Below are 13,238 nucleotides of genomic sequence, written 5' to 3'. Positions count from 1 at the left end.
ACGACGATGGACCCATAAGGGGACAGATAAGGGGATGTGTAAGGGCCGCGACACGATCACCATCCCTGAGGGGGCATGGAGATGTGTCATGCGCGTCCACAAGGTACGCCCCGACATCAGCGTCCTGAGCGACAGCCTGGAAGTACCGGGGATCGGACACATACCGGTCAACGCCTTTGTCCTGCACGCCTCCCAGCCCGTCGTGGTCGACACCGGCCTCGGACTGTCCGACCGCAACTTCCTGGAGGCGCTCGCCACCGTTCTCGATCCCGCCGACGTGCGCTGGATCTGGCTCACCCACCCGGACCGTGATCACACCGGCGGGATCTTCGATCTGCTGGTCGCGGCGCCCCAGGCACGGGTCGTGACCACGTTCGGGGGCGCGGGGATCATGTCCTGTGAGCGCCCGCTGCCCCTCGACCGCGTCCATCTGCTCAACCCGGGGCAGAGCCTGGACGTCGGCGACCGCACCCTCACGGGGTTCAGGCCGCCGCTCTTCGACAACCCGGCCACGGTCGGCTTCTTCGACGACCGGTCGGGGGCCTGCTTCAGCTCCGACTGCTTCGGAGGGCCGATGGCCACCGCCGAGCTGGCGCAGGCCGACGACGTCCGCGAGGTGCCCGTCGAGGGGCTGCGGGCCGCGCAACTGCTCTGGGCGACGGTCGACAGCCCCTGGGTGCAGGTCGTGGACCCCGGGAAGTTCCTGGACAGCTTCCAGCCACTGCGGGACGGGGCGCCCGAGCTCGTCCTTTCCACGCATCTGCCGCCGGCTCTCGGCATCACCGGGACGATGATGGACACGCTGGGCTCGGCGGCCGGGGCCTCGCCGTTCGTGGGCCCTGACCAGGCGGCGCTGGAGCAGATGCTGGCCGGGTTCGAGCCCGTGGGCGCGCCCCCGGTCGCGTCGTGACGAAGGCGCCCCGGACCGGTTCGGCCCGGGGCGCTTTCAGCGACGTACAAGAAGCCGACGTACGAGAAGGGGATCTCGCATCAGACGAACAAGCTCACCACGGCCGCCACCGCGAATCCCGCCACGGACAGCACCGACTCCAGGACCGTCCACGTCTTCAGCGTGTCCCGCTCCGAGATGCCGAAGTACTTCGCCACCATCCAGAAGCCGCCGTCATTCACGTGCGAGGCGAAGATCGAGCCCGCCGAGATCGCCATGATGACCAGGGCGACGAACGCCTGGGAGTGGTCGCCCTCGGCGAGGAGGGGGGCCACGATGCCCGCCGTCGTCACGATCGCCACCGTCGCCGAGCCCTGGGCGACGCGAAGGACCAGGGAGAGCAGGTAGGCGAGGACGATGATCGGCAGGCCCACGTCCTGGAAGGTGTCCGAGAGGGCGCCGGCCACGCCGCTCGCCTTGAGGACCGCGCCGAAGATGCCGCCCGCGCCGACCACGAGCAGGATGTTGCCGACCGGCTTGAGGGACGAAGTCGACACCGTCTCAAGGGACTTGCGCGACCAGCCGCGCCGGATGCCGAGCAGGTAGTACGCCATGAGCAGGGCGATCGTCAGCGCCACGAACGGGCTGCCGAAGAACTCGATGACGCTGCGGAGCGTCGAGGGGTCGAAGGCGATCGACGAGAACGTGGCGAGGAGGATCAGGAACAGCGGCGTTCCGATGATCGCGAAGACGGTGCCGAGCGGCACCGGCTTCTCGCGCGGCTCGACGCCTGCCGCACGCTGCTCGGCGATGACCGCCTGGCGCGCCTCGTCGGCGGCCTCGACCATGTCCTGCGGGACGGGTACGAAGATGCGCTTGCCGATCCACGCGGAGTACACCCAGGCGGCGAGGACGGCGGGGATGCCGCAGACGATGCCCATCAGGATGACCCAGCCGAGGTCCACGTGGAGCAGACCGGCGGCGGCCACCGGGCCGGGGTGCGGGGGCAGGAAGGCGTGGGTCATCGACAGACCCGCGAGCAGGGGCAGGCAGTAGAGCAGGATCGACTTGCCGCTGCGCTTGGCGGCGGCGTACACGATCGGCGCGAGGACGAAGATGCCCACGTCGAAGAAGACGGGGATACCGAAGATCAGACCCGTCAGACCCATGGCGAGCGGGGCGCGCTTCTCACCGAAGAGACCGAGGAGGCGCGAGGCCAACACCTCGGCGCCGCCCGACACTTCGAGGATCGCGCCGAGCATCGTGCCGAGGCCGATGATGATCGCCACATGGCCGAGGATGCCGCCCATGCCGGACTCGATGACGGAGACCGCGTCGGACTTCTGGACCGTGCCGAAGAGTTCGGTGACGGAGAGGCCGGCCGAGAGGCCGACGACTATGGAGACCGCGAGCAGCGCCACGAAGGGCTGCAGCCTGACCTTGATGATCAGGAAGAGGAGAAGCACGATGCCGAGCGCGGCGACGGTCAGGAGGCCTGCCGTCCCGTCGATCAGGGTGAGGATGCCGCCGGTGTGGGGTGGTGCCTCGGCGGCGGGGGCGGCGGCCGCGAGCGCGGCGAAGGGGGACGACGGGGACATCTTTGACCTCGTAAGTGCATGGGGCTTTCGGGGCAGGGGGGATCACGGCGCGGCGCCCGAAGGGGGGAGTTGGGCGCCGCGCCGTGAAGACTTGCGGCTTGCGGGGTGCTCAGAACGTCGGGCGGATCAGCTCAGGACGGCGAGCGCGTCGATCTCGATGAGCAGACCCTTGGGCAGGCCCACGTAGACCGTGGTGCGGGCCGAGGCGGGGGCCTTGAGGCCCTGCTCCTCGAAGTACGCGTTGTAGATCTCGTTCATCTCGGCGAAGTGGTCCACGTCCGTGAGGTAGACGCGCATCATCATCACGTCGTCCCAGGTCGCGCCGCCCTCTTCGAGGATCGCCTTGACGTTGGCGAAGGTCTGGAGGGTCTGCTCGCGCAGGGTGGGGCCCGCGGGGGTGGGGGCCTTGCCCTCCTGTGCCGGGAGGAAGCCGACCTGACCGGCGACCTGAAGGATGTTGCCCTTCTTGACGCCGTGGGAGAACTTCGCGGGCGGGGTGGTGTGGGTGGCCGGGGTGAGAGCGGTCTTCTCGGTGGTCATGACGTGCTCAGGCTTCCTTGAGGGGTGACTTGCCGGAGTACTCCCGGCTGATGGCGTCCGCCGTACGGCGCACCAGCGGGAGCAGCGTGAGGAGTTCCTCGGCGGTGACGACGACATTCGGCGCTGAGACCGACATGGCGGCGACGACCCGGCCGTCCGCACCGCGGATGGGGGCCCCGATGCAGTTGATGGACTCCTCGTGACCACCGAGGTCGGTGGCCCAGCCCTGTTCGCGCACGGCGCTGAGCTCCTTGAGGAACGCGGCGGCGTTGGGCGTCGAACGGGACGTGTACGTGGGGTAGTCGAGCTTCTCCGCGATGGCGCGGCGCTCGGCCTCGGGAAGGTCGGAGAGCAGCAGCTTCGCCACGGCGGCGACGGTGATCGCCACCGGCTTCCCGATGCGCGAGTACATCCGCACCGGATAGCGGCTCTCGACCTTGTCGATGTAGAGGACTTCCTGCTCCTCGTAGACCGCGAGGTGCACGGTGTGGCCGCACTTCTCGTTGAGCGCGAGGAGGTGGGGGTGCGCGATCTCGCGTACGTCGAGGTTCTCGACGGCCTCCTGGGCGAGCGCGAAGAGGCGGGCGCCCAGGCGGTAGCGCTGGTCGGACTGGCGGTAGACCAGGCCGTGTTCGTGGAGCGTGCGCAGGAGCCGCAGGGCGGTGGACTTGTGCACCTCCAGGCGCTCGGCGACCTGGCCGAGGTCGGCGGGGCCTTCGGCGAGCAGCGGCAGGATGGACAGGGCGCGGTCGACGGTCTGGCTCATGTACGTGCCTCCTCCTTGGCCTCAGTGTTCACGGGGACGCCGTCCGTCCAGCCCGGGCCGAGACGAAGTGTCCCCCAGGCGTCGGCGTCCAGTGCGGCAAGACGATCGGTGTGCGCCCTCGCGGGAGGGGTCGCAAGGTCTTCGGGGACGGTGAGGGCGGCGGCCGCCATGAGGTGCCCGTGCCGCAGGCGCCGCTCGGCGTCAAGGCCGCGCAGGGTCGCGGAGAGGAACCCGGCGGCGAAGGCGTCACCGGCGCCCACGGGGGCGACGACGTCGACGTCGAGCGCCGCCTGGAAGACGGCGGGCGCACCTTCGGTGTACACCGTGGCGCCGCGGCTGCCCTGCTTGACGACCAGGGTCGCGGGCTCCGGGAGCGCGGCGCGGATGGCGTCGGGTCCTCCGGTGACATCCCATGCGTCGGCGGCCTCGTCCTCGCCGACGAAGACGAGGTCGGCGCCGCGGGCCAGGTCGAGCAGGACGCGGGGGCCTTCGCCCGCCTCGCCGCTCCACAGGCCGGGGCGGTAGTTCACGTCGAACGACACCAGCGGGCGGCCGGGGCGGGGTGCGGTCAGCTCCCGCAGGAGGGCGAGGCAGTCCGCGGAGAGGGCTGCGGTGATGCCGGAGAGGTGCAGGATGCGGCCGGCGTCCAGGGCCTCGCGGTCCACGCTGCGCGGCGCCATCGCGGACGCGGCGGATCCGGCCCGGTAGTAGAGGACCTCGTGGGCGTCGGTGTCGCGGTCGTCGGCGGTGCGGAAGTAGATGCCGGTGGGGCGGTGCGGGTCGCGGCCGACGGACCCGGTGTCCACTCCGTAGCGGGCGATCGCCTCGACGAGGTGGTCGCCGAAGCCGTCGGCGCCGACGCGGCTGACCCAGCGGGTGCGGTGCCCGGCCGCGGCGAGCGCGCAGGCGACGTTCGACTCGGCGCCGCCGATTCCGCGATCGAAGGAGGGGACGTCGGCGAGGCGGCCCGCGCGGGAGGGCAGGAACGTGACCATGGACTCGCCGAGCGCGACGACGTCCACTGTTGCCTGCGCGTCCATTGCTGCCTGCGCGGCCTCTGCGGTCACGATCTTCCTGCCCCTCAACCGTCGGTCCGGATCCGTTGACCCGGCATTGGCTCGGATGTTAGACAGCAGTAAGCGACATACGCAATGACCGTTGCACATCATGCAACGCACCTTTTCGAGGAGGCGCCATGGCCGCCGACAACGCCGCAGACCACTCCGCCGGACGTGCTGCCCGGGAGCTCGACCGGCTCGCGGAAGAGCGGGTCGACCACCGCTTCAAGGGCCTTCCGCCGGACGCGGAGGGCCTGACGGTCGGCGAGCTGGCGGCCCAGCGCCGGAACCTCTTCACGGACGGTTTCACCACCCCCGTCCTCGCCCTCTCCGCCGAGCGCCTGGAACACAACCTCGCTCTGATGGAGACGTACTCCGAGCGGCACGGCCTCGCCTTCGCCCCGCACGGCAAGACGTCCATGGCGCCGCAGCTCTTCGCGCGTCAGATCGAGCGGGGCGCGTGGGGCATCACCCTCGCCGTGCCGCACCAGGTGCGGGTGGCGCGGGCCTACGGGGTGGAGCGGATCTTCCTCGCCAACGAGCTGGTGGACGCGGCGGCGCTGCGCTGGATCGCTGGCGAGCTGGACGAGGACCCCTCCTTCCGCTTCATCTGCTACGTCGATTCCGAGGCCGGCGTCGCCCTGATGGACGCCGCTCTGCGCGAGGCGGGCGCGACGCGTCCCGTCGACGTCGTGGTGGAGCTGGGCGCGGGCGAGGGGGCGCGCACCGGTGTGCGTACGGAGGCCGAGTGCGTCGAGATCGCCAACGCGGTCGCGGCGGCGGACACGCTGCGCCTGGTGGGTGTCGCCGGGTACGAGGGCGAGGTGCCGGACGCGACGCCCGAGCGGGTGCGGGCCTGGCTGGGGCGTCTCACCGCGCTCGCGGTCGAGTTCGACAAGGCGAACCGGTTCGCGGATCTGGACGAGATCGTCGTCAGCGCGGGTGGTAGCGCGTGGTTCGACGCGGTGGCGGATGTCTTCGCGGAGATTCCCGAACTGTCGGTGCCGGTACTGAAGTTGCTCCGCTCCGGGGCGTACGTCTCTCATGACGACGGCCACTATCGTCACTTGACCCCGTTCAATCGCATCCCGGACGAGGGGGCGCTGCACCCCGCGTTCCGGCTCTGGACGCAGGTCGTTTCGCGGCCGACGCGGGAGCAGGCGTTCACCAATGCGGGGAAGCGGGATGCGGCGTACGACATTGACCTGCCCGAGGCGCAGGTCGTCCACCGGGGTGGGGTGGACCGGCCCGCGACGGGGGTCACGGTGACGGGGCTCTCGGATCAGCACGGGTGGGTTCGTACGGCCCCCGAGGCGGACCTCGCGGTCGGCGACTGGGTGGGCCTCGGGCTCTCTCACCCCTGCACGTCCTTCGACAAGTGGCAGCTGATTCCTCTGGTCGAGGCGGACGGAACGGTCACGGATTACATCCGTACCTATTTCTGACCCCTGGGTCTTGGGCGGGCGCCTTTCTGACCCCGGGGCTTTGGGTGGGGCGTCCGATCACCCCGCGGTGCCGGGCGGGCGAACAAGCAGAACCGCCGCTCCGCGACGGATGTCTCCCACCCACCCACCCGATTACCCCGCAGTCCCCCTGCGGGGCAGAACAAGACCGCCGCTCCGCGACGGATCTTTCCCACCCACCCACCCGATTACCCCGCGGCGCGGGGTGGGTGGGTGGGGGCCGCCGCTCGCGTACGGAGCGGTGGGGGGCGCCGCCCCACAAGAGCAATCGCCGACGGTGGCTCGCCCCGCAAGGAGCAGTCGCCGACGGTGGCTCGCCCCCGCCAGGGCCACCCGCACCCGGCGACGAGAGCCGCACGGGTGGTGCGGGTGGGGACAACAACCCGGCCGGAGGCCGGGTGCACCACACACAAGCTGCGCCCACGCAAGAGAGAGGCACCGCCATGGACCTGGTGATCCGGGACGCCCGCGTCATCGACGGCACCGGAGGTGCCTCCTACCGAGCCGACGTCGGCGTACACGAGGGCAGGATCACCGAGATCCGCAGGGAGGGGGAGGGCGAAGGCCCCCGGCTCACCGGGGCCAAGACCCTGGACGCCCAAGGCCTGGCGCTAGCCCCCGGCTTCATCGACATGCACGCCCACAGCGACCTCGCCCTCCTCCGCGACCCGGACCACAGCGCGAAGGCCGCCCAAGGCGTCACGCTGGAGGTCATCGGCCAGGACGGCCTCAGCTACGCCCCCGTAGACGACCGCACCCTCGCCCAAGTCCGCCAAGCCATCACCGGCTGGAACGGCGACGGCAGCGACATCGACTTCGACTGGCGCACCGTCGGCGAGTACCTGGACCGCCTCGACCGCTCCCACGGCGGCCACGGCATCGCCGTGAACGCCGCCTACCTCATCCCCCAGGGCACCGTCCGCATGTACGCGCTCGGCTGGGACGACCGCCCCGCCACCCCCGCCGAGGTCGAGCGCATGAAGCAGCTCGTCGCCGAAGGCATGGAGCAGGGCGCCGTCGGCATGTCATCGGGCCTCACCTACACCCCCGGCATGTACGCCGACGACTCCGAACTCACCGAACTCTGCAAGGTGGTGGCCCAGTACAGCGGCTACTACTGCCCCCACCACCGCAGTTACGGCGCCGGCGCCCTCCAGGCGTACGAGGAGATGGTCAACCTCACCCGCACCGCGAACTGCCCCCTCCACCTCGCCCACGCCACCATGAACTTCGGCGTGAACAAGGGCAAGGCGCCCGACCTGCTCGCCCTCCTCGACGACGCCCTCGCCCAAGGGGCCGACATCAGCCTCGACACCTACCCCTACACCCCCGGCTGCACAACTCTCGTGGCCATGCTGCCCAGTTGGGCCAGCGAAGGCGGCCCCGACGCGATCCTGACCCGCCTCCAGGACGACGAGACCGCCGAGAAGATCCGCCACCACATGGAGGTCATCGGCGCCGACGGCTGTCACGGCGTACCGATCGAGTGGGACAAGATCGAGATCTCCGGTGTCTCCGACCCCGGGCTCGCCTCCTGCGTGGGCAAGACCGTCGCCCAGTCCGCCGCCCAGCGCGGCGAGGAGCCCTGGATCACCGCCCGCCGCCTCCTCATCAACGACAAGCTCGGCTCGACGATCCTCCAGCACGTCGGCCACGAGGAGAACGTCCAGGCGATCATGCGCCACCCCGTGCACACGGGCGGCAGCGACGGCATCCTCCAGGGCTTCAAGCCGCACCCGCGCGCGTACGGCACGTTCCCGCAGTACCTCGGCCGCTACGTCCGCGAACTCGACGTCCTCACCCTCGAAGACTGCGTCGCCCACCTCACCGGGCGCCCGGCGGCCCGCCTCCGCCTCCCCGACCGGGGCATCGTCCGCGAGGGCTACCGCGCCGACCTGGTCTTCTTCGACCCGGAGACGGTCGCGGCGGGCTCAACCTTCGACGCTCCCCGCACCCTCCCGACGGGCATCCCGCACGTCCTGATCGACGGCAAGTTCGTGATGGAGGACGGCCGACGCACGGACGTCCTCGCGGGCCGGTCCGTACGCCGGACTCCCTAGGAGGCCCGGGCTCGGCCCCCGAACGCGAGAAGCCGGTTGTCCTTGGCGGTCACACTTCGCGCCCAGAGGCCCCGCGCCGCCGAGCCGGCAGGCTTCGCGGTGCCTGCGGCCTTGCTGCGTGCCGGGGCCATCCGGTGTCCCGAGGTTGGCGGTTCCGGGCCGGGAGTCAAGGGCGCTCCTGCGTCGCGTCGGCTTCGCCGATTCCGCTGCGCTCCACCCTTGACACCCGTCCCTCCACCGCGCGAGGGAAGACGACCGGACGGCCCGAGGGGCGGGACTCTCGACCACTGCCGTCAGACCATCCCGCTTTCCTGCCGGGTGCGGACTGGTTCTTCCGGCGTGACCGTCACGGGGAGAGAGGCGGACGCCCGGTCCGCAGCCGCTCCGGGGATGGGTACAGGCCTCGTCAAGCGTCTACCGACCGGATCTTCCGGGGTGGCGGTCACGAGGAGACGGGCGGCCGCCCGTCCGCAGCCGATCCGGGGTCGGTGCCGGTTTCGTCAAGCGGCTATCGACCGGATCTTCCGGGATGGCGGTCACGGACGGGGACGCGAGGGGTAGTTGGCAGAAATGTTCCACGCCAGCACGCACTATCCGCGAGTTTGGCGGGACTTTTCTGTCGCTCGCTCGGTGGCGCACCTACTTTCGCAAAGTTGTGTTCTGGCAGAAGGGGGGCGCGCGTGTTGTGTAATGCGCCTTCTCGGAATTAGGTGCCGGACCCCCCTGCCCCCACCCGATCAACCGCCCCAGGCGTCGTTGGCCGTGAGTCCCTCCCGGCACACGTAGCACCGGGGTCTGATCCGGAGGTCCCATGCGCCCTCAGCACCGCACTTGCGTGCCGTGGCGGGTCAGGCCGCCCGCACCGCGCTCGCCCGACCGGCAACTTGGGTTGCTCCAGCCCCACTTCGCATCCATCTCCGGGGCATGGAGCAGCGCCGTTGCGCCGTATGCGTGACCGCCATCTCGGAAGATCCGGTCGGTAGCCGCTTGACGAAACCGGCATCTGCCCCGGAGCGGCTGCGGACCGGGCGTCCGCCTCTCTCCCCGTGACGGTCACGCCGGAAGAACCAGTCCGCACCCGGCAGGAAAGCGGGATGGTCTGACGGCAGTGGTCGAGAGTCCCGCCCCTCGGGCCGTCCGGTCGTCTTCCCTCGCGCGGTGGAGGGACGGGTGTCAAGGGTGGCCCGAAGGGTCATCGGCGCAGCCGACGCGTAGCGCAGCGGAGCGCCCTTTACTCCCGCCCCGGAACCGCCAACCTCACGACAACCGGGCGGCCCCGGCACCAAGCAAAGCCACAGGCCCAGCAAAGCCCCGGGCCAGGCCCGAGCATCCTCGTCATGGTGTCCCCTCGTCCCCGCCGGCCCCTCCGGCGGCGAGTGCGCGGGCAACGTCTCACCGCAGCGGGCCACCGTCACCGGGCGGCCGCAAGCAGCCTGAGCAGCTCCAGCGTCGGGGCCGTCCCGCCCTCTTCGATGCACTCGATGTCGTCCTGCTCCATACCGGTGCGCTCGGCGAGCTGCGCCGAACTCAACCCGAGTTCGGTACGGCGGTCGTAAAGAGCCTTGCCGAAAGCCAGTGCCTCACGGATGGCGATCCGCTCCGGAACTTGCGTCTCGACGCCCGACGGAGTCCAGCGGCTGTGCTGCCCGACCACCACGCCTTCCTCTCATACGTCGCGGTCACCGGTCCATGATGCTCGCTCTCGGAGACCTTCTGGGCACGCACGGCCCGCTCGATGTGGCCTTGTTCGTGCTGTCTCGTCTTGCGGAACACCGTAAGGAGCACGACCGTCCTCGTCGGAGTGATCCAATACGTCACGCGAGGTGCCACATCCCGCAGTCGGAGGCGCAATTCCCAGACCGGCCCTTCGAGGTGATCGGCCCAGGGCCCGCACAACCCTGGTCCAAGCTCAGCCAGCGTCCCGACCGTCTCATCCACGCGCTTGAAGTCGTGGTCGCTGAGACCGTCCAGCCAACAACCGGCTGACGCTCTCGGCGGCCGAGTGCGCCGCCCTCGAAGAGCCCGCCGCCCAGTGGCTCGCTCGCGGGGCCGCGCCGGAGGCGCTGGTGCGCGCCCTTACCGCCGGGCTGCCGGAACAGGTGCACTCCCCCGGCGCCTTCGTCCGCCGCAGGCTGCGCCACAAGCTGCCGCCGCAGCTCGCCGCACGGCGGCAGGCCCTCGTGGAGTGCACGGGCTGCGGCGTGCCGGGCCTCCCCGAAAGGTTGCCGGACGGACTCTGCAAGGGCTGCCAGGGGGCAAGGCGGCGGCACCGGCCTTGAGAAGGGCCCCGCCGCGCTGCCGCCCCATGAGGTACGGCGTCGAGTGGCGGCGCTCAGAAGCCGTACGAGTCTTCCACCGAGTCCCCCACCCGTCTCGTACAACTCTTCGACTCCCTGGAGTGTCTATGGCACCGTCCAGCACAGCTCCAAGGAGTGAACCTTCATGCCCCTGCCTTTCCGCACCGTCGTTGCCACCGCGGCCGTCACCGCGCTGACCGGCGGTCTTCTCGTCGTCGGCCCAGTGGCTTCGGCGGCCGCTGCTCCTGCCAAGCTCGCCGACGACTTCAACGGCGACGGGCACCGGGACATCGCGGTCGGCGCGCCGTACAAGGCCGTCGGCGGGGCGGCGGCCGCGGGTGAGGTGGTCGTGGCTTTCGGGACGGCCGACGGTCTGGCCTCCACCGGCAGGGCCTCTCTCACTCAGAGCTCCGCGGGAGTGCCGGGTACGCCCGAGGACAGTGACCATTTCGGGATGTCGATCGCCAGCGGCGACCTCGACGGTGACGGGTACGCGGACCTCGTCGTGGGCGCCGACGGCGAGGACGTGGAGGCCTATGAGGGCCAGGGCAGCGTCACCATCCTGTGGGGCGGCACCAAGCCGTTCACCAGCAGCACCACGACCACCGTGGAGAATCCGCAGCAGTGGCAGGCCCACGGCTACGACGTCGCGGTGGGAGACTTCACCGGCGACAGCGGCGCGGACCTCGCGGTGATCGAGCCGGGCGCGGTCGTCGTGTACAAGGGCGGCTTCGACCGGGCGAGCAAGCCAGTGCCTGCGTATACCCTCGCGGTCCCCGGCGCGGGGCTCCGGTACACGGAGGCCGCCGTGGGCGATGTCAACGGGGACGGCAGGGACGACCTGGCGGTGACCGGCGACGCGGGCACCGGGCGTCCGGGCACTGACATCTTCACGGGCCAGGAGGGCCGCCCGAACCGCATCCAGCGCGTGGACGACGGAGACACCGCCGTCGCTCTCGGCGACATCAACGGCGACGGCTTCGACGACATGGCCACGTCCCTGACCTGGCCCGACTTCTTCTCCGTCGACGACCCCAGCAACGGCTCCGGCTACGTCACCGTCCGCCTCGGCAGCCAGACGGGCTTCGGCGACCCGGTGGCCCTGCACCAGAACAGCACCGGCGTGCCCGGCGCCAACGAGGACGGCGACACCTGGGGAGCCTCGGTGGCGATCGGTGACATCACCGGCGACGGCAAGGCCGAACTGGTGGTCGGCGCCAACGGCGAACAGCTCGGCGACCTGGACAACGCCGGTGACGTGACCGTGTTCCGCGGTTCCGCCTCCGGTGTCTCGCAGTCCGGGGTCGTGCGCGTTTCCCAGGACACCGCCGGAGTTCCGGGCGCCGCCGAGGCCGGGGACCTCTTCGGTGCACGGGTCCGGATCGCCGACTACGACAACAACGGCAAGGGCGACCTGGCGGTGACAGCCTCCTTCGAGAACAACCGCAGCGGTGGCCTGTGGACCCTGCCGGGCACGTCGTCCGGCCTCACCGGTTCCGGTTCCAAGTCCCTCAGCTCGGCCGAGTTCGGCCTCGCGACCGGCTCGCGGTTCGGCGAGTCCCTCCAAGACTGACCTCCAGGACTGGCCTTCCAGGGCTGACCTTCCAGGATTGACGACGGACGGCCCCCATCCCCGTCTCGGTGACAGGGATGGGGGCCACGTGCGCCGGGTGGGGGTGAACCCGCTACCTCTGGGCGGCCGCCGGACGCGGCAGCTTGCAGCCCTTCCGGCCGAGGTCGATCTTGCTGTCGTGGCCGACGCACGGCACGATCCCGTACGTCTGCTGCGCGTAGTTGATGCCGTGGCGGACCGTCACGTTGCCGTTCCGGTCGACCTCACAGGGGTTGTTGAGGGTGCAGCGCTCGCCGTCCTCGTTCCCCGTGTTGTTGACGGCGGTGACCTTGCCGGTCTTGTGGTCGATCACCGGTGAGCCGGACGTGCCGCCGATGGTCTGGCACTCGGGGGTGTAGCGGACGGAGTCCTTCCAGGTCCACTCGCCCTCCTTGAGGCGGTACGCGAACCCGTCGATCTTGCAGGTGTACGTCTCTTTCCAGTACCCGGAGACGACGGTGATGGCTCGCCCCTTGACCGGGTGGTCGTCCTCGATCTCCAGCGCCTTGATGCCGTACTTCTTCTTGATGTCGGCGTAGCTGGTGGTGAGTTGGTACAGCGAGATGTCGGTGTCGGTCATCGTCGCGTACGAGATCTTGCTCGCCTTGAGCGTCGCCTTCTCCGCGCCCGTGGCATCCAGGAGCTTGAAGGTGCGGGTGGACGGCTGGTCGACGATGACCTCGCCCGCCGCCGGGAAGCCGCTCTCCAGACAGTGGCCGTTGGAGAGGACGAGCGCGGGGTCGTCCGCCTTCGACTGGGGCATGCGGACGACGGAGCCCGAACAGTTGCTCAGCGCCACCGTGCCCGCGAAGTCGACCGCCTTGGCCTTGGCGGCCTCCCCCGCTTTCTTCGACGATGCGCTGTCCGGAGCCGCGATCGCCGGCGCGGAGCCGAACCCTACGAGGGTGAGGGCGAGTAACCCGCCCGCGAGAGCCTTCTTCATGTGTGGAGCCCC

Annotated in this window: 12 protein-coding genes; 5 read left to right on the top strand and 7 right to left on the bottom strand. The window is 70.4% G+C overall.

All coding sequences use genetic code 11. The features are described 5' to 3' along the window. Positions 1 to 88: 88 nt before the first annotated feature. Positions 89 to 910: an MBL fold metallo-hydrolase gene (locus E5671_RS29425; RefSeq protein WP_160506911.1), complete on the top strand. Its 822-nt coding sequence runs from the start codon at positions 89 to 91 to the stop codon at positions 908 to 910. An 80-nt stretch (positions 911 to 990) separates the two neighbouring features. Here the strand turns inward: E5671_RS29425 and E5671_RS29420 are convergent, their stop codons facing one another. From E5671_RS29420 to E5671_RS29405, 4 genes are all read right to left on the bottom strand, one after another. Next, complete coding sequence (locus E5671_RS29420; RefSeq protein WP_160506910.1) at positions 991 to 2,487, bottom strand: GntP family permease; 1,497 nt, start codon at positions 2,485 to 2,487, stop codon at positions 991 to 993. A 126-nt stretch (positions 2,488 to 2,613) separates the two neighbouring features. Next, positions 2,614 to 3,027, bottom strand: a complete 414-nt coding sequence (locus E5671_RS29415; RefSeq protein ID WP_160506909.1) for a RidA family protein — start codon at positions 3,025 to 3,027, stop codon at positions 2,614 to 2,616. A 7-nt stretch (positions 3,028 to 3,034) separates the two neighbouring features. Then, on the bottom strand, positions 3,035 to 3,793 hold the full coding sequence (locus E5671_RS29410) for an IclR family transcriptional regulator (protein WP_160506908.1): 759 nt from the start codon (positions 3,791 to 3,793) through the stop codon (positions 3,035 to 3,037). Next, entirely contained in the window at positions 3,790 to 4,833 is a 1,044-nt protein-coding gene (locus E5671_RS29405) for a sugar kinase (protein ID WP_160510485.1), read from the bottom strand. The genes E5671_RS29410 and E5671_RS29405 overlap by 4 nt, the downstream gene beginning before the upstream one ends. Before the next feature lie 155 nt (positions 4,834 to 4,988). On the opposite strand from E5671_RS29405, the gene E5671_RS29400 reads away from it, so the two are divergent. Both E5671_RS29400 and E5671_RS29395 read left to right on the top strand, forming a co-directional pair. Continuing rightward, entirely contained in the window at positions 4,989 to 6,296 is a 1,308-nt protein-coding gene (locus E5671_RS29400; protein WP_160506907.1) for an amino acid deaminase, read from the top strand. Between the two features lie 461 nt (positions 6,297 to 6,757). Next, positions 6,758 to 8,374, top strand: coding sequence for an N-acyl-D-amino-acid deacylase family protein (locus tag E5671_RS29395; protein ID WP_160506906.1), 1,617 nt, complete (start codon positions 6,758 to 6,760; stop codon positions 8,372 to 8,374). Between the two features lie 1,411 nt (positions 8,375 to 9,785). Here E5671_RS29395 and E5671_RS29390 read toward each other — a convergent pair. Then, on the bottom strand, positions 9,786 to 9,950 hold the full coding sequence (locus E5671_RS29390; RefSeq protein ID WP_202122388.1) for a helix-turn-helix domain-containing protein: 165 nt from the start codon (positions 9,948 to 9,950) through the stop codon (positions 9,786 to 9,788). Then, entirely contained in the window at positions 9,902 to 10,312 is a 411-nt protein-coding gene (locus E5671_RS29385; protein ID WP_336605879.1) for a type II toxin-antitoxin system RelE/ParE family toxin, read from the bottom strand. Before E5671_RS29385 ends, E5671_RS29390 begins: the two co-directional genes overlap by 49 nt. Before the next feature lie 128 nt (positions 10,313 to 10,440). On the opposite strand from E5671_RS29385, the gene E5671_RS29380 reads away from it, so the two are divergent. Both E5671_RS29380 and E5671_RS29375 read left to right on the top strand, forming a co-directional pair. Continuing rightward, entirely contained in the window at positions 10,441 to 10,653 is a 213-nt protein-coding gene (locus E5671_RS29380; RefSeq protein ID WP_160506904.1) for a hypothetical protein, read from the top strand. A gap of 163 nt (positions 10,654 to 10,816) precedes the next feature. Further along, a complete protein-coding gene (locus tag E5671_RS29375) occupies positions 10,817 to 12,244 on the top strand; it encodes an FG-GAP-like repeat-containing protein (protein ID WP_160506903.1) in 1,428 nt (475 codons plus the stop codon). A gap of 112 nt (positions 12,245 to 12,356) precedes the next feature. On the opposite strand, the gene E5671_RS29370 is transcribed toward E5671_RS29375, so the two are convergent. After that, positions 12,357 to 13,226, bottom strand: coding sequence for a trypsin-like peptidase domain-containing protein (locus E5671_RS29370; protein WP_160506902.1), 870 nt, complete (start codon positions 13,224 to 13,226; stop codon positions 12,357 to 12,359). Positions 13,227 to 13,238: the final 12 nt, after the last annotated feature.

Origin of the sequence: Streptomyces sp. BA2, from assembly GCF_009769735.1 — a bacterium.
Classification (GTDB): Bacteria; Actinomycetota; Actinomycetes; order Streptomycetales; family Streptomycetaceae; genus Streptomyces.
The sequence above is the reverse complement of the archived record's forward strand: the minus strand, read 5'-3'. Positions and strand labels throughout refer to the sequence as shown.